Source organism: Streptomyces sp. NPDC001415 (genome assembly GCF_053597395.1).
Genome location: NZ_JBSFIE010000012.1, coordinates 23,033 through 46,467 on the forward strand (window position 1 = coordinate 23,033; position 23,435 = coordinate 46,467).

At 70.7% G+C, this 23,435-nt stretch carries 21 protein-coding genes and 1 pseudogene; 12 read left to right on the top strand and 10 right to left on the bottom strand.

Translation table 11 applies throughout. The features are described 5' to 3' along the window. The first annotated feature begins 23 nt into the window (after positions 1–23). The 4 genes from ACWC2B_RS18190 (at position 24) to ACWC2B_RS18205 (ending at position 7,511) form a co-directional block, all read left to right on the top strand. A complete protein-coding gene (locus tag ACWC2B_RS18190) occupies positions 24–2,168 on the top strand; it encodes a glycoside hydrolase family 36 protein (protein WP_450717635.1) in 2,145 nt (714 codons plus the stop codon). 172 nt (positions 2,169–2,340) lie between these two features. Further along, complete coding sequence (locus ACWC2B_RS18195; protein ID WP_450717637.1) at positions 2,341–4,113, top strand: cellulose binding domain-containing protein; 1,773 nt, start codon at positions 2,341–2,343, stop codon at positions 4,111–4,113. An 86-nt stretch (positions 4,114–4,199) separates the two neighbouring features. Continuing rightward, entirely contained in the window at positions 4,200–5,711 is a 1,512-nt protein-coding gene (locus tag ACWC2B_RS18200; RefSeq protein WP_450717639.1) for a glycoside hydrolase family 43 protein, read from the top strand. Between the two features lie 48 nt (positions 5,712–5,759). Beyond that, entirely contained in the window at positions 5,760–7,511 is a 1,752-nt protein-coding gene (locus ACWC2B_RS18205; RefSeq protein WP_450717641.1) for a cellulase family glycosylhydrolase, read from the top strand. Between the two features lie 403 nt (positions 7,512–7,914). Here ACWC2B_RS18205 and ACWC2B_RS18210 read toward each other — a convergent pair whose 3' ends face one another. Together ACWC2B_RS18210 and ACWC2B_RS18215 are read right to left on the bottom strand one after the other, a co-directional pair. Beyond that, positions 7,915–8,106: a hypothetical protein gene (locus tag ACWC2B_RS18210; protein WP_450717643.1), complete on the bottom strand. Its 192-nt coding sequence runs from the start codon at positions 8,104–8,106 to the stop codon at positions 7,915–7,917. A gap of 36 nt (positions 8,107–8,142) precedes the next feature. Then, the gene (locus ACWC2B_RS18215) at positions 8,143–8,673 is read right to left on the bottom strand and encodes a VOC family protein (RefSeq protein ID WP_450717645.1); all 531 of its coding nucleotides are present in this window, start codon (positions 8,671–8,673) and stop codon (positions 8,143–8,145) included. A gap of 375 nt (positions 8,674–9,048) precedes the next feature. On the opposite strand from ACWC2B_RS18215, the gene ACWC2B_RS18220 reads away from it, so the two are divergent. The 4 genes from ACWC2B_RS18220 to ACWC2B_RS18235 all read left to right on the top strand — a co-directional run bounded on the left by ACWC2B_RS18220 (position 9,049) and on the right by ACWC2B_RS18235 (position 13,743). After that, positions 9,049–10,119 carry a TerD family protein gene (locus ACWC2B_RS18220; protein WP_450717647.1) on the top strand — a complete coding sequence of 357 codons (1,071 nt, stop codon included), beginning with the start codon at positions 9,049–9,051 and terminating at the stop codon, positions 10,117–10,119. Positions 10,120–10,554: 435 nt separating this feature from the next. Then, positions 10,555–11,226, top strand: a complete 672-nt coding sequence (locus ACWC2B_RS18225; protein ID WP_450717649.1) for a response regulator — start codon at positions 10,555–10,557, stop codon at positions 11,224–11,226. A 26-nt stretch (positions 11,227–11,252) separates the two neighbouring features. Continuing rightward, positions 11,253–12,341, top strand: a complete 1,089-nt coding sequence (locus ACWC2B_RS18230; RefSeq protein WP_450717945.1) for a sensor histidine kinase — start codon at positions 11,253–11,255, stop codon at positions 12,339–12,341. 217 nt (positions 12,342–12,558) lie between these two features. Further along, positions 12,559–13,743, top strand: coding sequence for a DUF418 domain-containing protein (locus ACWC2B_RS18235; protein ID WP_450717651.1), 1,185 nt, complete (start codon positions 12,559–12,561; stop codon positions 13,741–13,743). A gap of 173 nt (positions 13,744–13,916) precedes the next feature. Here ACWC2B_RS18235 and ACWC2B_RS18240 read toward each other — a convergent pair. From ACWC2B_RS18240 to ACWC2B_RS18275, 8 genes and pseudogenes are all read right to left on the bottom strand, one after another. Beyond that, positions 13,917–14,696, bottom strand: a pseudogene (locus ACWC2B_RS18240) (ATP-binding cassette domain-containing protein); the annotation flags it as partial. A 68-nt stretch (positions 14,697–14,764) separates the two neighbouring features. Next, the gene (locus ACWC2B_RS18245) at positions 14,765–15,271 is read right to left on the bottom strand and encodes a hypothetical protein (protein ID WP_450717653.1); all 507 of its coding nucleotides are present in this window, start codon (positions 15,269–15,271) and stop codon (positions 14,765–14,767) included. Positions 15,272–15,522: 251 nt separating this feature from the next. Beyond that, the gene (locus ACWC2B_RS18250) at positions 15,523–16,125 is read right to left on the bottom strand and encodes a SigE family RNA polymerase sigma factor (protein ID WP_450717655.1); all 603 of its coding nucleotides are present in this window, start codon (positions 16,123–16,125) and stop codon (positions 15,523–15,525) included. A 135-nt stretch (positions 16,126–16,260) separates the two neighbouring features. Beyond that, positions 16,261–16,845: a TerD family protein gene (locus tag ACWC2B_RS18255; protein ID WP_450717657.1), complete on the bottom strand. Its 585-nt coding sequence runs from the start codon at positions 16,843–16,845 to the stop codon at positions 16,261–16,263. A gap of 109 nt (positions 16,846–16,954) precedes the next feature. Further along, positions 16,955–17,530: a TerD family protein gene (locus ACWC2B_RS18260; protein ID WP_450717659.1), complete on the bottom strand. Its 576-nt coding sequence runs from the start codon at positions 17,528–17,530 to the stop codon at positions 16,955–16,957. A gap of 125 nt (positions 17,531–17,655) precedes the next feature. Next, positions 17,656–17,844, bottom strand: a complete 189-nt coding sequence (locus ACWC2B_RS18265; RefSeq protein WP_450717661.1) for a hypothetical protein — start codon at positions 17,842–17,844, stop codon at positions 17,656–17,658. A gap of 330 nt (positions 17,845–18,174) precedes the next feature. Further along, complete coding sequence (locus ACWC2B_RS18270; protein WP_450717663.1) at positions 18,175–18,582, bottom strand: hypothetical protein; 408 nt, start codon at positions 18,580–18,582, stop codon at positions 18,175–18,177. Between the two features lie 84 nt (positions 18,583–18,666). Then, positions 18,667–20,328 (bottom strand): hypothetical protein, encoded by a 1,662-nt coding sequence (locus tag ACWC2B_RS18275; RefSeq protein WP_450717665.1) that lies wholly within the window; start codon positions 20,326–20,328, stop codon positions 18,667–18,669. A gap of 285 nt (positions 20,329–20,613) precedes the next feature. On the opposite strand from ACWC2B_RS18275, the gene ACWC2B_RS18280 reads away from it, so the two are divergent. The 4 genes from ACWC2B_RS18280 (at position 20,614) to ACWC2B_RS18295 (ending at position 23,409) form a co-directional block, all read left to right on the top strand. Then, positions 20,614–20,985, top strand: coding sequence for a hypothetical protein (locus ACWC2B_RS18280; protein ID WP_450717667.1), 372 nt, complete (start codon positions 20,614–20,616; stop codon positions 20,983–20,985). Continuing rightward, a complete protein-coding gene (locus tag ACWC2B_RS18285; protein WP_450717669.1) occupies positions 20,982–21,122 on the top strand; it encodes a hypothetical protein in 141 nt (46 codons plus the stop codon). The genes ACWC2B_RS18280 and ACWC2B_RS18285 overlap by 4 nt, the downstream gene beginning before the upstream one ends. Before the next feature lie 361 nt (positions 21,123–21,483). Next, a complete protein-coding gene (locus ACWC2B_RS18290) occupies positions 21,484–21,825 on the top strand; it encodes a hypothetical protein (RefSeq protein ID WP_450717671.1) in 342 nt (113 codons plus the stop codon). A gap of 843 nt (positions 21,826–22,668) precedes the next feature. Continuing rightward, entirely contained in the window at positions 22,669–23,409 is a 741-nt protein-coding gene (locus ACWC2B_RS18295; protein ID WP_450717673.1) for an SDR family oxidoreductase, read from the top strand. Positions 23,410–23,435 lie beyond the last annotated feature (26 nt).

The following is a 23,435-nucleotide window of genomic DNA, read 5'->3' on the forward strand; positions in this document are numbered from 1 at the left end:
CGGCCCCACCGAGAAAGGCCACCATGAGCGACCCGCACGAGACGATCCGCTGGGGCCACCACGCCCTGGAGCTGGAGATCGCCCTGGACGAGCAGGGCCCACCCCGCCTTGTCCGCCTCGGCGCCCCCGGCGAGAAGACCACCACCCCACGCCCCGCCGCACCGCTGCCGCTGGTGGAGGTGACGACCGCCGGCCTCGGCCGCTACTGGTCGGGGCGGCACCTCGTCAACAGCGCCCTCGGCGGACGGCTGCGCCACCGCTCCCACCGCGCGACCCGGGAAGGTGACTGGCACGTACTCACCGTCGAACTCCACGAGCCGGAGACCGGTCTGACCGCCGAGGCGGTCTACCGCTCCCCGGACGGCCTGCCGGTGCTGCGCGGCGAGGTGCTCCTGCGCAACGACGGGCCGCGGACGCTGCACCTGGAGTCGGTCGCCTCGCTCGTGTCCGGCTGCCTCACCGGGGGCGACCCGGCGGCTCTGGACAGCTCCGACCTGCTGTGGGCGGAGAACGACTGGTTCGCCGAATGCCGCTGGCAGCGTCAGCCGCTGCGGGTGTCCTCGCCCGAGCGGGGCCGCCGTTTCCCCACCACCTCCGGCCGCAGCACCCACGTCGTGGCCGGGCAGGGCGTGTGGTCCAGCTGCGGCCACCTGCCGATGGGCGGCCTGACAGACCGTCAGTCCGGCCGCACCTGGCTGTGGCAGATCGAGCACAACGGCGGCGGCTGGCGCTGGGAGTGCGGGGTGCGCGACGACACCGCGTACGCGGCGCTGTACGGGCCGAACGACGCCGACCACGGCTGGCGGCTCCCCCTGGAGCCGGGCGCCGAGTTCCGCACCGTACCCGTGGCCCTCGCGCTCGCCTCGGACGGCGGCCCGGACGGCGCCTTCGCCGCCCTCACCCGCTACCGCCGCGCCACCCGCCGACCGCACGTCGACCACCACCGGCTGCCGGTCATCTTCAACGACTACATGAACTGCCTGATGGGCGACCCCACCACCGCCAAGCTGCTGCCCCTGATCGACGCCGCCGCCGAGGCCGGCGCGGAGTGCTTCGTCATCGACGCCGGCTGGTACGACGACACGGACGGCGGCTGGTGGAGCACCGTCGGGGCCTGGGAACCGTCCACCTCCCGCTTCCCCGGGCCGAACGGAATCCATGACGTCCTGGACCACATACGGGAGTTGGGCATGGTCCCCGGTCTATGGCTGGAGCCGGAGGCGGTGGGGGTGTCCAGCCCGGTGGCCAAGTCCCTCCCGGAGGAGGCGTTCTTCCGCCGTGACGGGGCGCGCGTCGAGGAGGGCGGCGGCCGCTACCACCTGGACCTGCGCCACCCGGCCGCCCGGGCGCACCTGGACGGTGTGGTGGACCGCCTGGTCGGGGACTGGGGCATCGGCTACCTCAAGCTCGACCACAACACCGACCCGGGCTCCGGCACCAGCGGCCACCCGGGCGAGGCCCCGGCGGCCGGGCTGCTCGGCCACAACCGGGCCCAACTCGCCTGGCTCGACGGCATCCTGGACCGGCACCCGGACCTCGTGATCGAGAACTGCGCCTCCGGCGGCATGCGGATGGACCACGCGCTGCTCTCCCGGCTCCAGTTGCAGTCCACCAGCGACCAGCAGGACCTGCTGCGCTACCCGCCCATCGCGGCGGCGGCCCCCACCGCCGTCACGCCCGAGCAGGGCGCCGTGTGGGCCTACCCGCTGCCCGAGGACTCGCCCGACGAAGTCGCTCTCACGATGGCCAACGCGCTCCTCGGTCGCATCCACCTCTCCGGCCGGCTCACCGAACTCTCCCCGGAGGCAAGGGAGTTGGTCCACGAAGCAGTGACTGTCCACAAGTCGATCCGCGCCGACCTGCCGCAGGCGCTGCCCGCCTGGCCGCTCGGGCTCCCGGCCTGGGAGGACCCGTGGATCGCCCTGGCGTTGCACACCCCGACGACCACCTACGTCACCGCCTGGCGCCGCCACGGGACGGACTCCGTCAGGGAACTCGACCTGCCCCACCTGGCCGGCGCCGAGGTCCGCGTCGAGGTGCTCTACCCGGCTTCCAGCCGGGCGGCCACGTCCTGGAACCCGGACACCGCCGAACTCACCCTGACCCTGCCGACGGCCCCGTCCGCCGTCCTGCTGCGCCTCACCGAGGAGCCGCCTGAAGGGAGTTGACGATGCAGACCGCGACCGCGCGCGCCCCACCGCGCCGGCCCGCATCCGTACGGGACACGCTTCGCGTCCGGGCCCGATCCCAGCAGCCGCACCGGGCCTCTGCCACCAGAAACGCGGGAGTTCGCTTCCCCCACTCGAACACCACGCACCCCCACCCCCTGGAGGGACGCAATTGAGATGGCCAGTCAGCTCGTGTCATGATCGCGTCATAGCCGTCGCGGCGGCCCTGTCGCTCGCGCTCACCGGCGCGATCGCCTCCGTCGCGCCGCCCGCCGCCGCCGCGAACTCCGTGTCGGTGTCGGTCGATGCCGCCCTGCAGCTCGCCACCGTTCCCGCCACCGGCGTCGGCGTGAACATCCCGGTCTACGACGCCAACATGAACTCCGCCGCCACCCCCGGCCTGCTCAGCACGGCCGGCATCAACACCGTCCGCTACCCCGGCGGAAGCCACTCCGACGTCTACCACTGGCAGACCGGCACCGCCGAAGACGGCGCGTACGTCGCCCCCAACACCGGCTTCGACGCCTTCATGGCCACCGTGCGCGCCGCCGGAGCGCAGCCGATCATCACCGCCAACTACGGCTCCGGCACCCCCCAGGAGGCAGCCGCCTGGGTCCAGTACGCCAACGTCACCAAGGGCTACGGCATCAAGTACTGGGAGGTCGGCAACGAGGTCTACGGCAACGGGGAGTACGGCGCCAAGTGGGAGTACGACACCCACAGCAGCAAGAGCGCCACGACCTACGCGAACAACCTGCTCCAGTACATCGCGGCGATGAAGGCGGCCGACCCCGGCATCAAGATCGGCGCCGTGCTGGCCGCCCCCGGCTACTGGCCGGACGGCATCGTCGGCCCGGGCGACACCATGGACTGGAACCACACCGTGATGTCGATCGCCGGCTCGAAGATCGACTTCGCCATCGTGCACGCCTACCCCACCAGCACCAGCCCGGCCGACCTGCTCACCAAGCCGCAGGCCCAGAACGCGAACATCGCCGGCACCGTGCGCTCGCTGATCAACCAGTACGCCGGGTCCAACGCCCCCAACGTCGGCATCGCGGTGACCGAGGCGAACGCCCAGGCCTACCTGGACACCTCCCCCAACGGTCTGTTCACCCCGGACAACTACCTCACCTGGCTGGAGAACGGCGCGTTCAACGTCGACTGGTGGGACCTGCGCAACGGCACCGACTGCTCGAAGGTGACCACCGTCGAGGGCGCCACCGACTACAACGACGGCGGCATGGTCTCCAGCGGCGCCTCCTGCGAGCCGTCCGTCAACACCCCTTTCCCCGCCTACTACGGCACCCAGATGATCAGCAGGCTAGGCACACCCGGTGACACGCTGGTCAAGGCCGCCAGCTCGTCCTCGCTGATCTCCGCGCACGCCGTCCGCCGCGCCACCGGCGACGTGGACGTCATGCTGATCAACAAGGACCCGAACAACGACGCCACGGTGAACCTCTCCTACTCCGGGTTCACCCCGTCCTCCGCCACCCCGACCGTCCACTCCTACCTCAAGAACGCCCACGGGATCGGCACTGCCCAGAGCGGCAGCCCGACCACCCAGACCGTGCCGGCCTACGGGATCACGGTCGTCCAGATGCACCCGACCAGCGCGGCCTGCCGGGTCGTCTACAACAAGAACGAGTGGCCGGGAGCGCCAGGCGTGGCGGTCGGCAACATCACCGTCGTCAACAACGGTCTCGGCCAGGTCAACGGCTGGAACCTCGGCTTCACCTTCCCCGGCGACAACAGCATCACCAACAGCTGGAACGCCTCGGTGTCGCAGAGCGGCCGGAGCGTCAACGCCCGGAACGTGTCCTACAACGCCACCGTCCCGCAGGGCGGCAGCGTCCAGTGGGGCTTCAAGTCCACCTGGTCCAGCAGTGACGCCAACCCCTCCGCCTTCTGGTTCAACGGCGCCTCCTGCGCGATCGGTTGAACCGCTGAGCCGGTGGTGCCCCGGGCTCCCCAGGACCCGGGGCACCACCCCCTCCCGAACCGAAGCACCGAAAGGAACCGACCCACGTGTCAGAGCACTCCCGGCCCGGCAGCACCGTCCCCAACCCGGTGATCCCCGGCTTCCACCCCGACCCCAGTATCTGCCGCGTGGGTGACGACTACTACCTCGTCAACTCCAGCTTCGAGTACTTCCCCGGCATCCCGGTCTTCCACAGCCGCGACCTGGTGAACTGGACCCAGATCGGCAACGCCCTGGACCGGCCCAGCCAGCTCCGGCTCCCGCTCGACAGCCCGTCCTCCGGCGGGATCTACGCCCCCACCCTGCGCCACCACGACGGCCGGTTCTGGCTGATCGTCACCAACGTCAGCGGCGACGGCAACCTGCTCTTCACCGCCACCGACCCTGCCGGCCCGTGGTCCGACCCGGTCCGGCTGCCCGGGGTCCACGGCATCGACCCGGACCTCGCCTGGGACGAGGACGGCACCTGCTGGTGCACCGTCGCCGGGGTCTCCCAGGTCCGCATCGACCCGCACACCGGCGAGACCCTCGGCGAACCGCACCGGATCTGGTCCGGCACCACCGGCGCCCTGGCCCCCGAGGCCCCGCACCTGTACCGGATCGGCGAGTACTGGTACCTGATGATCGCCGAGGGCGGCACCGAACGCGGCCACGCCGTCTCCATCGCCCGCGGCCCGTCGCCCTCCGGCCCGTTCGAACCGTGCCCGGCCAACCCGATCCTGACCCACCGCGGCACCCCCCGCCCGATCCAGAACACCGGGCACGCCGACCTCGTACAGGGTCCCGACGGCTCCTGGTGGATGGTGCTGCTCGCCGTCCGGCCCCGCGGCGGCACCCCCGGCTGGCACGTACTCGGCCGGGAGACCTTCCTCGCCCCGGTCGAGTGGGTGCACGGCTGGCCGGTCGTCGGCGAGGTCACCGCCGAACTGCCCACCCCGGCCTGGCCGCTGCGCCCCGTGCCCGGCGTACCGGCCCGGGACGACTTCGACCAGGCCGAGCTGCACCCCCAGTGGATCTCGGTGCGCGAGCGCCCGGAGGGCTCGTGCACCACGAAGGAACGATCCGGCTGGCTGACGCTGCGCGCCGTCGGCGCCTCCCTGGACGACAACGACGCGGTGTTCGTCGGCCGGCGCCAGCAGCACCTCGCCTGCCGCGCCCGCACCCTGATCGATCCCGCCGACGGCAGCGGCGGCCTGGCCGCCCGCCTGGACGAGGAGCACCACTACGAGATCGAGGCGACCGACGGCGAAGTGAAGGTCTTCGCCCGGATCGGCCCGCTGCGCACCGAGGTCGCCACCCGGCCGGTGCCCGCCGGCGCGGTGGTGCTCGGCGTCGAGATCGCTCCGGAACCCCCGCGCGGCGCGCGGACCGGGCCCGACACCCTCTCCTTCGGCATCGAGGAGCCCGACGGCACGTTCAGCGTGCTCGCCACCCTCGCCGGACGCTACCTGTCCACCGAGGTGGCCGGCGGCTTCACCGGCCGGGTCATCGGCATGTACGCCGCGACCGGAACCGTCCACTTCGACCGGTTCGACTACGAGCCCCTCCCGCTCCCCTGACCACCCGCCAGGGGCTTCCCGCACCCTGTTCACACGAAAGGGACATCCGTGAACGACGCACAGCAGACCGCACGCCCGCACAGCCGCCGGCTCCGCCGCACGGCCGGCCTCGTGGTCGCCCTGGCCACCACCGGCAGCCTCGCCTGCGGCACCGCCATCGCCGCACCCGTCGACCAGCCCCGGTCGGCGGCCGAGGCGGCCGGGGTCCGGGTCCCGAAGGACCCGATGGCCGCCGTGGCTCAGATGCAGCCCAGCTGGAACCTCGGCAACACCCTGGACGCGATCCCCGACGAGACCTCCTGGGGCAACCCGCTCACCACCAAGGCCACGTTCGACGGCCTCAAGGCCCAGGGCTTCCGCAGCGTCCGCATCCCCATCACCTGGTACACCCACCAGTCCGCCACCGCGCCCTACACCATCGACCCGGTGTGGATGAAGCGGGTCAAGCAGGTGGTCGACCTCGCCCTGGAGGACGGCCTCTACGTCGAGATCAACGTCCACCACGACTCGTGGCAGTGGATCAAGTACATGTCCACCAACCACGACACCATCATGGCGCGGTTCAACTCCACCTGGCAGCAGATCGCCACCACCTTCAAGGACGAGCCGCGCACGCTGCTCATGGAGAGCATCAACGAACCGCAGTTCGACAACGCCACCGACGCCCAGAAGACCCAGTATCTGCGGGAGCTCAACACCTCGTTCCACAGCATCGTCCGCAACAGCGGCGGACGGAACAAGGACCGCCTGCTCGTCCTGCCCTCGGAGGAGACCAACAACGCCCAGCACTGGCTCGACGACCTGTCGACGACGATCAACTCGCTGCACGACCGCAACCTGGTGGCGACCGTGCACTACTACAGCTGGTACCCGTTCAGCGTGAACATCGCCAACGGCACGACCTACGACGCCACGAGCCAGAAGGACCTCACCGAGGGCTTCCGGCGAGTGCACGACACGCTCGTCGCCAAGGGCGTCCCCGTCTACCTCGGCGAGTACGGACTGCTCACCTCGCCCTACTCCGGCGTGGTCGAGCGCGGCGAGATGCTGAAGTACTTCGAGCACGTCAACTACGAGGCGCGGCGCAACGGCATGACCTCCGCCGTCTGGGACGCCGCCAACGACTTCCTGAACCGCAGCACCATGCGGTGGCAGGTCCCCGAGATGGAGGCCCTGATCAAGTCGTCCTGGCGGACCCGCTCGGGCACCGCCTCCACCGACAACGTCTTCCTGCCGAGCACCGGCCCCATCACGGCGCGGACCATCACGCTGAACCCCAACGGGCATCGGTTCACCGGGCTCTGGCAGGGCGACGTCCCGCTGATACCGATGCGCGACTACACCCTCAACGGCAACCAGCTCACGCTGACCGCGCAGGCCCTCACCCGGCTCGCCGGCAACCGGGCCCCCGGGCTCAACGCGACCCTCCAGGTCCGGTACTCCGGCGGCGTCCCGTGGAAGCTCTTCGTGCGCTCCAACGACAAGCCAGCTCTCTCCGGCGCCACCGGAACGCTCGACGGGCTCACCATCCCGACCCGGTTCAACGGTGATCTGATGGCCAACGTGCAGTCCACCTACGCCGACGGCACCGCCGCCGGCCCGGCCTCCTGGACCACGTACCAGTCGTTCGACAACTACCGCACCGACTACACCGCCAACACCACCACCGTGAAGGCCGACTTCCTCAAGTCCCTCAAGGACGGCGCCCCGGTGACCCTCACCTTCCGCTTCTGGACCGGCGCCACCGTCACCTACACCGTCACCAAGTCCGGCAACACCGTCACCGGCACCGCCTCCTGACCCACTCCCCTCCCCGCTCCGGCCACCGGTCACCCGGCGGCCGGAGCATTCACACGCCCCTTCAACGATCCTCTCCCGCCGCTGGCAAGGCGCGGAAGGGCCTGCCAGACCCTCAAGCCCGTTTACCCTGCTGCCGAACGAGCAAGCGGCCTGGACCGGTTCGCCGAGTTCGCCGCCGCCTGTGAGACGACCTACCCGGCAGTGATGCGGCTCGCACTCGGTGCCGCGGCCGAGTATCAGAGACGCCAGATCACCCACGTTGTGGTCGATGCGATCACCGACAGGGCCGCCCGGATCAACGTTCGCTGCGTACGCCCCCATCACATCGGGCCCATGGGCAGTACTGCTCCGGCGCGACCTGCTCTACGCAACCTGGCCCGGGCCTGCGAGGGCGTGCTGCTCATCAGCCTGAGCGGGTATGTGGAGCGGGGCATCGCCAAACCGGTGCCGTCCACCGCGCCCAGCCGCCACTGCCGGTACCAGGCGCGGACCGTGTCCGGTCGGCCACCGGCCGGCACACCCGCGCGAACAAGGCCTTCAACGGCTCCGGCCCCAGCCTGAGGCGGGCCCGCCCGATCGCTCCGGCCGTCGGCACCCGCCACGTCCTCTCCCAGCGCCGTGCATGCGGGAGTCAGCGCCAGTGGTTGTTGCTGGTGTGGTCGCCGGCGAGCCAGCGGGTGAGGTCGGAGTGTGCCGTGGCGCGTCGCTCGGCGTCGATCTTGTCCGCGTCGGGGTGGTCGACAGCGAACTCCAGGATGAGTCCGTTGGGGTCCGTGACGTACAGCGAGATGCAGAAGCCGTGGTCGAGCACGTGGGCGTTCGACCCTGCGTAGTCGGCCGCGTCGATGCGCTGGCGTATGGCTTCCTGGGTCTCCGTCTCGACCTTGAAGGCGAGGTGGCGCAAGGGGGTGGCATTGATGTCCGTCTTGAACTCCTCCTGGTCCTTGGGGTCGGCGAACTGGAAGAAGGCGAGCGCGCTGCCGTCGGCCAGACCGTAGAGGCAGTGGCTGTAAGCGCGTTCGGCTCCGGACAGCACCTCGCGTTCGGTCCATGTGGCCACCAGGGGAAGGCCGATCACGTCTTCGTAGAAGCGACGGTTGGCCTCTTGGTCGTCGGTGATCCAAGCGTGGTGGTGGAGGCGGAGCGGCATGGCCTGACTCATGTGGGGTCATCTCCGTTGGCTGGGTGGAGTGTTGAGCCGGATACCTGGATGGTCTCCGACGCTCCAATCAGCATGCCCTCTACACAGGTTGACGGTTAAACCATATCGAGCCAATGTTCGCGCTTCGGAGGGCGAGCGCCTGTCTGGTCGGGCCCTCACCAACAGCAAGGCGCGAGGCGCGCGGTTGGCGATGGGAGTGGCCGCCGGTCGGCGGGGGTGATCCCGCCGACCGGCGGAGTGAAGTGTTCCGCGGCGAGTGATGGGGTGGGAAAGGAGAGCGGGGCCAACCGCGCCTGTCGCGTCCGGCCCCGCAACGTGAGCCGGACTGCAGGCGGCAGTCCGAGGACCGCGCACGGACACGCATGGAGGAGCACGATGACAACGGCCCTGACCAAGGGCGGCAACCTGATGCTGAGCAAGCAGGCACCCGGACTGACCGCGGTGACCGTCGGACTGGGATGGCAGACGCCGGCCCTGGCCGGTGGCGGGTACGACCTGGACGCCAGTGCGCTGATGTGCGACGGGGCCGGGAAGGTCCTGTCCGACCAGCACTTCGTCTTCTTCAACAACCCGCGCAGCCCTGACGGTTCGGTCACCCTCGTCGAGAACGCGGGGGTCGGCGGCGGACGGGATGTCCGGCAGATCCACGTCGACCTCGTACGCGTACCGGCCGACACAGCGAAGATCGTCTTCCCGGTGTCCCTGTACGAGGCCGACCGGCGCGGCCAGACCTTCGGCCAGGTCACAGGCGCGTACATCCGGGTCGTCGATCAGGACGGCAGCCGTGAACTGGCCCGCTACGACCTGAAGACGGAGGCATCGGCCGAAACCGCGATGGTCTTCGGCGAGCTGTACCGGCACGGTACGGAATGGAAGTTCCGCGCCATCGGCCAGGGCTACGCCTCTGGTCTCGCGGGCATCGCGACCGACTACGGCGTCGACGTCCTGCGCGGGAACACCGCCCCGGCCGCCATTTCGCCCTTCCCTCAGACTCCCGGCAACAGCGCGGCGCCCATGTCGCCCGTACCCGCAGGACACCAGGCTCCGGCCCCCGCCGCATCCCAGGCGACGCCGGACGCACCTCAACAACCCCCAGGGAGTTCCCCCATGACCTGCTTCTTCGACCCCCACCACGGCACCGGCACCACCTGGGTCATGTGGTCGCCCCAGTGGGGAACGCCCCGCCAGGTCCAGACGTGCGGGGACTGCGCCCAGCGGATCCAGAGCACGCCGCCGCCCTACTACGGCACGCCCCAGCCGACGGACCCGCACGCCGGATACCCGGCACCGGCCCAGCAGGGTTATCCGCAGCAGGGATATCCGCAGACGCCCGGCGAGAATCAGCCCCGCCGCTTCGGCACGGGCGCGCTGCTCGGGGCCGGGGCCGCCGGTCTGGTCGGCGGCGCTCTGCTCAACGAGGCGTTCAGCGACGACGGCGAGTACTGACACACGCTGATGCACGATTCTGACCCCGCATGGTGACCGGCGGCGGGCTTGTCGACCCCCGGCACGTGCCGGAGCGCGACGTTTCGGAGCGGTGGCGCGTGCCGCTCCTCGACGCTTGCGAGGGGCCCCTCGTTGCCGCCCGCGTCCCTGGCATGGGAGCGGGTCGGGTGTTCCGGTAGCACCACGCTGGTCGGAGCCCGCGCCAGCCGGATCGACCGGTTCACGACAGCTGGCGTCCGCAAGGCCCCGGAGGCGCGCCAAGACCACGCGTCCCTCCCCCGGCCCACTGTCACCTCGTGGTGCCCCTGCCACCCGGCGGGTGATACCCCGCCGGGTGGCCGGACGTGCCGCTCGTCCGGCTGCTGTCGGCCTCCAGCGCCCTAAAGTCGAGGTGGCAGGGGTGGGTGGCATGGACGAAGGTGAGGCGGAGCACGAGTGATCCGGGTAGTGGTGGTGGACGACGAGGCGCTGGTGCGGTCCGGGTTCGGGCTGATCCTGGGAGCCGCTGACGACATCGAGGTCGTCGCGACGTCGGGCGGTGGCGAGGCCGTCGAGACCGTCCTGAAGGAGCGGCCCGACGTCGTCCTCCTCGACATCCGGATGCCGGACGTGGACGGGCTCACCGTCCTGCGCGAGTTGCGGACGATGCCGGACGCGCCGGTGGTGGCGATGCTGACGACGTTCGACGCCGACGAGTACATCCTGACCGCGCTGGATGGTGGCGCTGCCGGTTTCCTGCTCAAGGACACCGAGCCCGACCAGCTCGCCCAGCTGGTGCACACCCTGGCCGCGGGCGGTGTCGTGCTGTCCCCCAAGGCGTCCCGGACCCTGCTGCGCGGCCACCCCGGCACCGAGGCGGCCGTCGATGAGGACGCGGCCCGCGTCCGGCTGCTCACCGACCGCGAACGGCAAGTCCTCGTCCTGGTGGCGGGCGGGCTGTCGAACACCGACATCGGGGCGCGTATCCACCTGGGCGCGGGCACGGTGAAGGACCATGTCAGCGCGATCCTCACGAAGCTTCGGGTGACGAGCCGGGTGCAGGCCGCGCTGCTCGCGCAGCGGGCCGGGCTGCTCGACGAGCGCCCGCGGTCTGGGGACGGCGGGTGAGCCACGCACTCACCCTGTGGAAGCGCGTGCCACCGCCGGTCGTCGACCTCGCCGTGGTGGCGGTGGCGGCCATGGACACGTGGCTGAACCTGTGGGACGCGACAGAACCCGAGCTCGTGCTGGCCGCGCTCGGCTGCGCGGCGCTGGCCTTCCGGCGCAGGTTCCCGTTCGTCGTCTTCCTGTTCTCCCTGCCGGTCACGCTCCTGCAGGACGTCGCGGTCATTCCGCTCGTCGCCCTGTTCACCCTGGCCGAGCGGTCCCGCGACCGCCGGCTGCTCGCCGTGTGTGTCGCCCTGTCCACCGTCGTGGGTAGCCTGCCATGGCCCCACGTCGGCGGCTCCGGGGTCGTTCAGCCCATGACGCTGGTCGCCTTCGCGTACAACCTGGCGGCCGCACTCGCCCCGGTCCTCTTCGGTCAACTCGTCCAGGCCCAGCGGGACTTGAAGCGCCGCCTGGTCGAGGTCGAGGAGGCCAAGGAACACGAGCGGGCCCTGCACGCCCAGGCCGTGCTCGCCCGCGAACGGGCCCAGCTGGCCCGCGAGATGCACGACGTGGTCTCCCACCAGGTCAGCCTGATCGCCGTACAGGCCGGAGCGCTGCAGGTCGCCACCAAGGAAGCGGACACCAAAGAAGCCGCCCGCACGATCCGTTCATTGAGCGTCACCACGCTCGACGAGCTGCGCACCATGGTCACGCTGCTGCGCGCCTCCGGCGGCCACGCCACCGAGCTGACTCCCCAGCCCACCCTGGCCGACCTGCACAGACTGGTGGCATCGAGCGGCACTCAGACACGGCTGACGGGTGACCTTCCGCCCGCTGTGGGCACCCCCGCCCAACGGGCCCTCTACCGTACGGTCCAGGAGTCGCTGACCAACGTGCGCAAGCACGCCCCCGGGGCCACGGCCCTGGTCGAGCTGTGGCAGGCGGGCGACGACGTCGGCGTGACCGTCACCAACACCCCGCCGACGCGCCCTGCCCTGCCCCTGCCCGGCTCGCAGCAAGGGCTGGTGGGTCTGCGGGAGCGGGCCGAGATCCTGCACGGCACCCTGGAGGCGGGTCCGACCGCCGTGGGCGGCTACCGGGTGCGGCTACGGATCCCCCTCACTGCGGACTGAGCACAGCGGATGCCGTTGCGCCCCCGCCAGCCGGCGGGGTGTGTCCCGCTGGCTGGCGGGGGCATTGCCGTAGCCTGCCGGATGGTCCGCTTCCGGGTGGCACCGCGAGATTCTCCCTATGACACAGACGCCACAGACGCAGCCGCCCCGGAAGACGTCGCCTCCTGCCCCTCAAGCCCCGCCCGGGTCCGCCGTGGCGGCCCCGGCCGCTCCCTCGATGGGGCGCCTGGTCGGGGTGGACCTGGCCCGCGCGCTGGCGGTGTTCGGTATGTACATCGTGCACATCGGCCCGCCGCTGTCGGCCACGGACGGCGTCGGAAGCTGGGTCCGCTACCTGGCCGATGGCCACTCATCGGTCCTGTTCGCCACCCTCGCCGGGTTCTCGCTGATGCTGATCGCCGGCCGCCGGGAGCCGAAGACCGGCCTGGCGGGCCGGCAGGCGAAGGCGCGGATCGCGATCCGCGCCGTGATCCTGCTCGCGCTGGGCACCGCGCTGGCGATGGAATACGGGGACGTCATCATCCTCGGCTTCTACGGCGTCTACTTCCTCCTGTCCCTGCCCCTGCTGCGCCTGTCCGCCAAGACGCTGGCGATCATCGCGGCGGGGCTCGCGCTCGTCACCCCGCAGCTGGCGTTCGTCCTGAAGATGTGGCTGAGCGAGTCCGTCCAGCAGACCGTCAACGCCTACGACCCGCTCAAGTCGCTCAGCAAGGTGGGCGTGCTCGATCTGCTGCTCACCGGCCTCTACCCGACCATCACGTGGATGGCGTTCGTGGTCGCCGGCATGGCGCTGGCCCGCCTCGACCTGTCCGCCACCGCCGTCCAGCGGCGCCTGGCCGCGCTCGGCGCCACCCTCACCGTGTCCGCGTACGGTCTGGCCGTGCTCCTTGCGGGCAAGGACGCGGTGCGGAGCACGGCGGAGGACGGGAAGCGGTCCAGCGGCTCCGGCGCGTTGTCCGGTGGTTCCGGGGCGGTGCCCGGCGGCTCGGGGGCGGGGCCGAGCGGCAGGGGGTCCGGCGAGCAGCTCGTGTCGTCGGCCTCGGACCTGTTGGGCGCCGGGCCGCACACCGGCACCACGTTCGACATCATCGGCAGCGTGGGCGTCGCGATCCTTGTCATCGTGGGCGCGACGGTGCTGATGGACCGCCTGTCGCGCCTGCGCCGCCTGGCGAAACCGGTCATCGCGGTGGGCACCATGTCCCTGACGGCCTACGTCGGCCACTTCCTCCTGCAGTCCGCGTGGCCCGCTTCCGCCGCGGGCACCACGAAGTCCTGGATGCCCGTACTCACGTACATCCTGGGGGCGATCGTGTTCGCCGCGATCTGGTCCCGCTTCTTCCGCCGCGGCCCGCTGGAGTGGCTGTTGCACCAGGCGTCCGGTCTGGCCGGGCGCATCCGCTGAACGGTTCCCCGCTGCCCGTGTCCGTATCCGTGTCCCGCCCGAACGGGCCACTCCTCGGGCACGGGTGACCTGCCGGTCCCGCTCTGCCGGCCGCCGGCAGAGCGGGACCGGAAACAGGACAGGACAGGACCGCTCACGCGGCGGGAGAGCAGGCGACCGGATGCCCTGGGGGGTCACTTCGCGGGGGCCGGGAGCTGGGTGGCCGCCAGCTGTGCGTACAGCGGGTCCCGGTCCATCAGATCGGCGTGGGTGCCCGCGGACCGTACCCGTCCGGCCTCCATCACGACGATCCGGTCGGCGTGGATCACGGTCGACAGCCGGTGGGCGATCACCAGCACGGTGGTCTCGCGGGCCACCTCGGCTATGACGTCCCGCAGCGCCAGCTCGTTGACCGCGTCGAGCTGCGAGGTCGCCTCGTCCAGGAGCAGCAGCCGGGGCTTGCGCAGCAGCGCGCGAGCGATGGCGATGCGCTGCCGCTTGCCGCCCGGCAGCTTGGACCCGCGGTGTCCGACCAGTGGCTCCAGCCCCTCGGGCAGCCGCCCGACAAGGGCGTCCACCCTGGCCCGGGTCAACACGTCGCGGATGTCGTCGTCCGTCGCGTCGGGTGCCGCGAAGCCCACCTTGTGGTGGACGTCTGCGAGGTCGGCGCGATAGCGGAAGGAGGCGTCCTCGAAGCGGACCGTCGCCGGGCCCACCACCGCTGCCTGCTGCGCAGGCACGGCGGGCTGCTGGGTCGGCGGCTCGGTCGACAGACGCTCGGCCTGCGTGAGCCGAGAGATCGCGGCCGCGCCCTCCTGGTACTGGGTGGCGGCGTCGACCAGCTTGGACAGCGGCTCCATCAGGTAGAAGAGGCAGAGCAGGAAGGCGATGAGGGTGGACACGGGGATGTCCCCGGAGGCCACCCGCGCCCCGCCGATGCCGAGCACCGCCAGGAACGCCAGCTGGACGGCGACCTCGTCTGCGGCAGTACCCCGCCCGGGGCTTGACGCACGGGGCGGGGCACGCGCCGGGCCTGGGCCCGCTACTTGATGAGCGCGTTGGCAACGACCACGATCACGCCGAGCAGCCCGTCGGCCACACCCAGCTTCACCGCCGAGCCCCAGGCGCGGCCGGCCGTCCGCGCGGCCAGCAGGCCCCAGCCGAACAGGAGCACGATGTTGAGGGCGAACACGACGTACTCGATGTCCTTCGAACCCCACCAGCCGAGCCCCGCTCCGCACATCAGCAGCACGGTCGGCAAGGTGGCGGCGACCAGCGGCCACTCGTCGAGCAGCACCCGCAGGGCCCGCAGGACCCCGTGGTGGGTCTCGTCACCGCGCCGGGCGATGAGGTGCGCGTACCCGTGAGCCAGCGCCGAGGCGACCGCCGTGATCAGCAACCACTTGGCGTCGTAGAGCCGGTTTGAGCGCGGCATGTCGCCGTACTGGGTGAGCGCGGCCACCATCGAACTCGCGAGGACCGCCCCGTACACACCCCCGAACAGCACGTTGGGCTGCAGGGCGTGATGGCGCAGAGAGTGCGTACGCATGGTGGATCTTCCTCGCGGGGTGGTCGGCGGGCTGATGTGCCGCCTATGACACCGGCCCGCCGTCCCCTCTGGGAGACCACCCCGCCGGACCGCGCCAGGGTTCGCCTGATCGGCTGGAGCGGGCCGCCGGGTGCGGCGCGCGTCGGCCTTCGTGCCGCCCCGGCACTTTGCTCCGAACTCGGCGGAGAGCGCCGGGTTCCCGCCGCGCCGACGGCAGCGCCCCCGGTTGTGGCGCGCGGCGCACGCGTCCCTCAGGCGGCGGTCGCGCGCCCGGCCAGTTCCTGGCGCAGGAGCAGGAGCGCCCGGTGCAGGGTGCTCTTGACCGTGCCCGGGGAGATGCCCAGTGCCCCGGCGGCCTCCTGGGTGCTGAGCTCCGCCCAGTACCGCAGCACCACCACGTCGCGCTGCTTGGCACTGAGCACCCTCAGGACGTCCAGCAGCTCGGCCCGGTCCAGGAGCTGGTCCGTGCCGTCTTCTTCGGGGATCTCGGGTGGGCGCTCCATCGGCACCTCGTCCGCTTTCCGGGCGCGCCACCACTCGGTCCGTACGTTGATCATGACGCGCCGGAGGTAGCCGTCGGCGAGGGACTTGTCTGTGATGCCGTCCCAGTGCGTATGGGTGCGCAGGAGCGCCGCCTGGACCAGGTCCTCGGCGTCCGTGGGGTCGGGCACCAGGCGCCGCGCGGTGCGCAGCAGGGCGGGGCGCCGCATACGGACGTACTCCGCGAAGTCCTCCGGCCGCTCGTAGAACCCGGGCGGAAGGGTGTGGCCAAGGCGGCGCGCGCCGGAGCCGGCCCGCGACGGTGCGCCGCCGGCGGGAAGCCCTGCCCCGGAGGCAGGCTCGGTGTACGCCATGACGCCCTCCCGGGTCGTGAGCGTGGGTCGCGGGGTGGTCCGGCGGTCGGCCGGGACGGGGACGGCGGTGGCATCGCCGCTGTCCGGGGGGGGGCAGGACCGGCGGGCGTCGGAGTTCAGGTTCGCCAGCGGCCGTCACACGTGGCGGGCGACGGCCGGCAGCAGGTCCTCGAAGGTCCGGCCGCTCTCGGCCTGGCCGATGGCGACCATGTTCCACACGGCCCCCCTGCGGACGACCTTGGCCATGATCTGCGCGGTGTGCGGGCCGCCCTCGGCCAGCGTGTACCGGGCCAGCTCCTGCCCGGTGGCCTCGTCGACGAGCCTGCAGTGCGCGTTCTCGATCACCTCAAAGGTCTCGCCGCTGAAGGAGTTCACCACGAACACGATCTGGTCGACGTGCGGCGAGACCCGGGGCAGGTTCACCCGGATGAACTCGTCGTCACCGCCCACGCCCGTGCCGCCGCTCCGGTTGTCGCCGGAATGCTCCACCGCACCGTCGTCACTGAGCAGGTGGTTGAAGTAGACGACGTCGATGAAGTGGGCGCCGCTGAACAGCACGGCCGACGCGTCGAGGTCGATGTCGCGCGGCGGCATGAACCGCGTCAGGAAGCCCTGCCGCGGGGTGGCCTGCCAGCCCAGTCCCATACGGATCAGGGCCAAGGGGCGGCCGTCGGTCTTGGTCAGGCTGATCTGCTGGCCCTTGGTGAGGTTCACCGTCATGGTGGCTGTCGATTCCCTTGGAAGATGGGTGAGTTGGGGCCCGCCGCCCGCACGCGGAGGGGGGATGTCCGCGCGAGCGGGGCGGGCGGCGGGGGCTAGGGGGACTTCGTCAGAGGCTGACGCCGAAGTCCTGGGCGATACCGGCCAGGCCCGAGGCATAGCCCTGGCCCACCGCGCGGAACTTCCACTCCGCCCCGTTGCGGTACAGCTCGCCGAAGACCATCGCGGTCTCCGTCGCGGCGTCCTCACTCAGGTCGTAACGGGCGATCTCGGCGCCGCCGGCCTGGTTGACGATCCGGATGTAGGCGTTGCGGACTTGGCCGAAGCTCTGACCACGGGCGTGCGCGTCGTGGATGGAGACGGGGAAGACGATCCGGGCGACGTCGGCCGGGACCATGGCGAGGTTGACCTTGACGGTCTCGTCGTCCCCGTCGCCGTCACCGGTCAGGTTGTCCCCGGTGTGCTCGACCGAGCCGTCGGGGCTGCGCAGGTTGTTGTAGAAGACGAACCGCTCGTTGGAGGCGACCTTGCCGTTCTCGTCGCACAGCAGCGCGCTGGCGTCGAGGTCGTAGTCGGCTCCCGTCGTGCTCCGTGCCTCCCAGCCCAGCCCGACGAGGACAGCGGTGAGGCCAGGCGCTTCTTTGCTGAGGGATACGTTGCCGCCCTTGGACAGGGAAACTCCCATGGTGCTGCTCTCTTTCGTGCGGTTGCGTAACTCGTGCGGTTGCACAAGGGGTTGACTCGGTGGGCGGATCAGCGGCGGCTGGACCGCTGGAGGGGAACCCGGGGCGCGTTCGCGCCGTCATGGGCTCACCTGTGGGGCAGGCCGAGCCCGTGGTTGCGGAGCACCTCGTGGAGCCGGGCGATACGGCCGTGCTCCCGCACCTCCGGACCAGTGGCGTCGCGGGCGGGACCGCCGAGCGCGACGACGCTGACGAGGACGGCCACCGCAGCGGCCAGGGCCCCGGCGGACAGAGTGCGGCGGACGGACGTCGACATCGCGGATCTCCCAGCGGTGGTCGCATACACCGCCGTGCGGTGCGGTGTACGCGTCGGACAGAACCAGATCGTGCGTGCGACCGGAGTCGCAGCGCACCGGCTGATGTCTCCACCCTCGCGAACCACCGGGCCAGCCGGAATCCGGCAGGTGTCCGGCCCCACCCCGCCAGATGGCCGCCGGACACCCCGCCACCTGGCGGGCCCCGAAATCCCACGGCCACTTCCCCCGCTCATGGAGCGCCCCCGCCTCCTTGGCCAGAGCCCACCCGGCCGGCCCCTGGACCGCCTCCGGGCCGTCGCGACGACCTGGTGCCCCTTGCGGCGTGTCCATCAGACGAGGCAGAGCACAGTGTCCGGCTTCTTCGGGACGTGCCGGGTGGCCGGCAGGGGCCGGACGAGAGGCCGCGAAGGCGGCACACGCCGGGCGGGCCGGCGGGGTGGGCACGTTGCCGGTCGCGCCGGGCGGGCCGGTTCGGGCTTGGGCGCCCAGACCAGCGGCAGTTGGTACTCCAGGTCCCAGCCTTCCACCTGCCAGGGCTCATTGATCCATGACTGGAGTTCGATGCGGTGCTCCACCGCTGCGGCGTCCTGGGGCAGCAGACGCCAGTAGCCGTAGCCGAGGAAGCTACCGGTGGCGATGTGGGCAGCGATCCAGTCCGCATCGGAGGAGCGCACGGCGACATCGAGTCGCACACGCCGCCCGTTCACGATGACCGGGTGCTCTGCGGTGTACTGCACCACACACGAGACCCCCGGTTACTGAGGACGACGGTTTGATGTCATCTCGTGACTGGTGCGCCAGCCGCAGAAAGACCTGTCATCTCAAGGTCGCACCAGGGTTCGTGTGACCCCCGCGAACAGCGTCGTGGCCAGCGTCCAGCCACTGATGATCAGCACATAGGCCAGTAGCTGACCGGACCCGCTCGGATTCCACGCGCCCGATTGACCGAGGCTCACCACTGGCACCAATAGGTCGAGCGTGTAGGCGATTGCGTTGAAATGCGGGCCGCCCGCACTCATCGGTGCGGGACGGTGGGACGCGAAGTAGACCGATCCGGCGGCGAGCAGGCCCAACAACCACAGCCCCGCCAGCCATGGCCGATACCCGTACCCGACCGTTGCGTCCTGGAGAAGGCCCCACACCTTAGCCGACACACCCGCCGCCTCACGTCGCTGCCGCTGCTGAGCCAGCAGCACCCGCCGCGACTCGCCGTCGCGCCCCACCGCGCGGTAGCGCGCGGCCAGTTGCTCATAAGGCTGGGGCTGATACGCGTCAAGAGCCAGCCATTTCAGTCGCGTTCCGGCCGTCGGCAACGGCATCAGTTCGTCATAGACGAAGCCGTCCAGGCGCAGTTGGGCAGGCCAGGACGCGGCGGCGTCCTCGAACGTCTCAGTCCGTGCCCGCCGCAGGTCCAAACTGTGCGCGGTGAATCCCTCGTTGCAGACCATCGCCCCCTCGACGCGCGCGCCGGAGGCGTCGAGCGTGCCCAGTTGCGCACCGCTCAGAGTCAGCGGCCCAACGACGCGGGCCGAGTCGAGCCGAACCGCGCCCGAAGCCGTGAGGCCCGACAGGTTGACTCCGCCTTCGACCGAGATGTGGTCCGCGCGCAGCGCCGTTGCGCCGCGGTCGTCCACCAGGTCGGCGTCGGGCAGCATGAGCCCGCCCTTGATCGTGGCGCCGCTGAGGTCGACGCCGCCGGTGACGGTGAACCGGTTCTTCGCCCGGGTGTTGCCACGGCGCGCGAAGATGCCGGTGTCGACGCGCAAGCCCTGCGCCAGCAGCGCGGGAGTGGGCGGGCGGTCGGGCTCCTCGTGGGTGATCCGGGCGCCGTCCAGGTGCAGGTAGCCGCCAATGCGCGCGCCGGGGAGCCGGAACTGTCCGTCGACAACGACGTCGTGGCAGTACATCGCGGTGTCGACGACGAGCAGGTCGCCGTTGACGGCGGTGCGCGGCGGTGTCCAGTCGGCGTGGGGGTCCGGTGGTTCGGGCGGGGGCGCGGTGATCGTGGTCCCGCTGATTTCGATCTCGAAGACGCGTGCCGCGTAGAGGCTGAGCCGGTCGAGGCGGCAGCCCTCCACCTGCAACTCGCCGCGGATCTCGGCTCGGTTGGCCTCCAACACAGTGAGGTAGCAGCCGCGCAGGCGCACGCTGCGGGTCTCGGCTTCGGCGAGGTCCAGGCCGTCGTCGAAGCAGCACCGCTCGAAGTCGAGTCCGTAGGGAACTGTCATGTGAGCGAGCGCGAGTCGCCCGATGACACGGACGCCGGCCAGCTTGACGCCCGCTCCGCCGTTCGCATGGGGCCCGCTGCCGGTCAGCAGCGCGGTGATCACCTCGGCGCGAATGTCGCGGGTGTGCGGCCAGGACTCCGCTTGATCGGGTCCGTCGTCGGGTCCGGAGCGCAGGTCGACCAGGGCACCGGTGGGGAAAGCGTGCCAGAGCCGCTCCTCGGTGGTCGTCAGCGTGCTGATATCCAGGCTACTCACGGCAGTTGAGCATCGCCGCGCTTGATCGATGACGCAAGGGGACCAATCGCGAAACCCCAGGTCACGCGGAGAATTAGTTCCCGGCACCCACCGGGCATACAAAGGGTGCGCGGCCTGCTCCTCCTCGCTGGTGCCTGTGACGGCCGCTGGTGGGAGTACGGGTCGGCAGGTCCTTGCACGCTGGTTTCGCTGCAAATCGTGGGGCTCAGAACTACGAATGGGCCACAGTGGGAAATGATCACGGATTTGTCGGTAGGTTCGGACTCCTGACGGAAGGAGCACCCCGTGGCACCGGCACCCCAGCATCACACCGAGGATGAACTGATCCCCCGGCCCGAACGCACGGCCGGCGCGCTGCGGGCCGCCCTGGCCAGGGTCGCCCCGTCCCGGTTGGAGGAGATGCAGCGCACGATGGACGAGGCGTTCTCCCAGGCCATCGACCACAAGTCGCTGGCCCCGATCCAGGCGTGGCTGCTGGTCTGGGCGCAGCACATCGAGATCGCCAGGCGTGTGGATCTGCGTACCCGCTACCAGCAGGCGCAGGACGTTCTGGCCATGTACGACAAGCACGAGCACGACGACGAAGGCGCCGTGAACAAAGCCCTCGCTGAGATCAGCGCCGTACTCGATGAAGCCCAGCAGGCGGTGCGCGGTTGAGCTGGAACTGGGAGTACGCCTTCGGCGCCGAGGCGACAGCCCGGACAGCCCCGGCCCCGTTCCTGCGGGAAGTGGAGAAGAAGGCGGACGAGCTGGTCCGCATGTGCGAGGTCACCTACCTCCACGCCAGCGACTAGCAAGGACTCGACCCCAAAGGTGCCACCCTCACCGTCCCCGGCGGAATGATCACCTACCAGGTCGTCGTCCGCCGCGAGCGCGTGTACATCGTGCAGATCACCGCCCTGGAATGGTGACGCGCCCGCGAAGGGCGTCTTGGAGCGTGCGACACGGCTTCCGGCGGCTGGGACGCCTACTTCTCGTGGCATGCAGGGGCCCACTCACCCCTCGATCCTTCCGGCGCACGCTCAACGGGCCAGCGGACCGGCCGGTACCCTTCGGGGTGTAGACGTAGGTGATCAGGCGGGCGGCGCGTGCCCCGGTCCCATGGCTTCCCTGTGGGCGCCTACTTCATCACCCCGGAGCCTTTCCCTGTACAGGGTGTCCGTCCCGCCGGCGGTCTGCCTCCAGGCGAGCGGGACGTCACGGCGTACTTCCCTGCTCCGCCACCACCTCGGCCTGAAGGCCCTGTTGACGGAATGGGCACTGCTGACGGACATCGTGCCCGGAGTGACGTGGCGCGGGGACGACATCGGACGCTGGCTCACCCGCCGGGAACGCGACTTCGGCAGACTCAACACCGAGCAGCAGAAGCGACTCGCCGAACTCGTCGTGCGCCCGGCCGTACACGCCCATAAGACGTCGGCGCAGAGTGAGGCGAGGCTGGTCCGTGCGGGGTGCGGAGGCATTCACGGGGGCCTGGCGTGGCTCCGACGTTGTTGAACGGGCTCTGGCACAGATCTTGGGGAGCAGTCGCGGAGGGTCACCATGGCGTTCGATTGCGGTGGGCCCCTCTCTCGTGAGACCGCGTGCGCCGTGCCATCGGCAGCGGTGACTGACACTCCCCTACGCCACAATCGCCAGTGGGGCAGTGGCCCGTTCCGTGAGCCTTCGCCATCTTCGAAGGTGCTGATCGGAGGCTCTCGTGTGACGCTCGGTCGGGGTGCTCGTGCTGGTCGTGGGCGGGAGTCTTTGGTCTTGATCGTCTGACGGGGCTGGCCGGAGCGGTTTCTCCGGTTCCTCCGCGCCCTGCTCGGGTGCTGCCTACGATCCGCTTCATGGTGGAGTCCGGGATCGCGGGACGGATCGCCGTGCGGCGTGCGGAACTGGACGAGCTCGAAGAACAGCTGACCAAGCAGCTTGCGGACTCGACCTCGACACGCAGGTCAACGCCAACCCGGAGGAGGACCTCGCGCCTCGCTGCACCGGCACCGGCACCGGCACCGGCAACATCAGCGCGGAAGCCCGCGCAATCCGGCGGCCGCTCAGCCGGGCTTGGTCATTACCGGTCTCGTCAACTCGCCGACCGGGTAGTGACATTGGCCGTACGGAGACCACTACTGGGCCCTGGCGACGATCTCCATGGACCCAGCCATCTGAAACACCCACAGCCGGTCGCACGTCCCCGGGCCGGGCGGGGTGGATCAGGAGGCGGTGGCAAAGATCAATATTGCTACCGTCGCGGCCCCCGCTCCGGCGAGAATTCTCCCCGCAGACGCGACGGTTTTCCGGCCCACCGCTGGTCTTGATTGGTGACCGAACCTGACCAGAACTGTGGAGCCTCCCATGTCAGATCACACCCAGACCGCAGTCGTCACCGGTGCCGGCCGTGGCTTCGGACGCGCGATCGCCGCCGCGCTCGTCGTCCAAGGCACCCCCGTCATCGGCATCGCCCGCAACGAGCCCGAGCTGCGCGCCGTCCGCGACGAACTCGGTGAAGGTTTCACCCCCATCGCCGCCGACGCCACCGACGAAGCCCTCGCCGCGGAGGTGATCCGCACCCACCGCCCGGGCCTGCTCGTCCTCAACGCTGGGGCCGTGCCGCACATGGCGCCCGTGCAGGAGCAGACCTGGGAAACCTTCAGCCGCAACTGGGAGGTCGACACCCGCCACGTCTTCGCCTGGACCGGCGCGGCCCTGCGCGAGCCGCTCGCCCCGGGCAGTGTGGTCATCTCAATGTCCAGCGGAGCCGCCCTCGGCGGCTCCCCGCTCAGCGGTGGGTACGCCAGCGCCAAGGCCGCCGTCCGGTACCTGCGGCAGTACGGCGCCGAGGAGTCCGAGCGGGCCGGGCTGGGCATCCGGTTCGTCACAGTCCTGCCGGACATGACCCCGGTCGGCGGGGTGGGCGACACCGGGGTCGCGGGCTACGCCGCGCGCGTGCGCGTCGACCGGGAGACCTTCATCGCGGGACGGCAGCCGATCCTCACCCTGGAGCAGGTCGGCAAGGCCGTCGTGGAGCTCGCCGGGAACCCGGACACCGGCCCGGAGTACCGGCTCGGCGGCGCCGGTCTGAGCCCGATCGGCTGAGTATGAACCCGATCAGCTGAGCCGCC

Bases quoted from the DNA above. Each gene is read 5' to 3' on its own strand.
- ACWC2B_RS18245 (WP_450717653.1), bottom strand. From the start codon at position 15,271: ATGCGTACGCACTCTCTGCGCCATCACGCCCTGCAGCCCAACGTGCTG.
- ACWC2B_RS18190 (WP_450717635.1), top strand. From the start codon at position 24: ATGAGCGACCCGCACGAGACGATCCGCTGGGGCCACCACGCCCTGGAG.
- ACWC2B_RS18220 (WP_450717647.1), top strand. From the start codon at position 9,049: ATGACAACGGCCCTGACCAAGGGCGGCAACCTGATGCTGAGCAAGCAG.
- ACWC2B_RS18260 (WP_450717659.1), bottom strand. From the start codon at position 17,530: ATGGGAGTTTCCCTGTCCAAGGGCGGCAACGTATCCCTCAGCAAAGAA.
- ACWC2B_RS18255 (WP_450717657.1), bottom strand. From the start codon at position 16,845: ATGACGGTGAACCTCACCAAGGGCCAGCAGATCAGCCTGACCAAGACC.
- ACWC2B_RS18215 (WP_450717645.1), bottom strand. From the start codon at position 8,673: ATGAGTCAGGCCATGCCGCTCCGCCTCCACCACCACGCTTGGATCACC.
- ACWC2B_RS18295 (WP_450717673.1), top strand. From the start codon at position 22,669: ATGTCAGATCACACCCAGACCGCAGTCGTCACCGGTGCCGGCCGTGGC.
- ACWC2B_RS18265 (WP_450717661.1), bottom strand. From the start codon at position 17,844: ATGTCGACGTCCGTCCGCCGCACTCTGTCCGCCGGGGCCCTGGCCGCT.
- ACWC2B_RS18235 (WP_450717651.1), top strand. From the start codon at position 12,559: ATGGGGCGCCTGGTCGGGGTGGACCTGGCCCGCGCGCTGGCGGTGTTC.
- ACWC2B_RS18250 (WP_450717655.1), bottom strand. From the start codon at position 16,125: ATGGCGTACACCGAGCCTGCCTCCGGGGCAGGGCTTCCCGCCGGCGGC.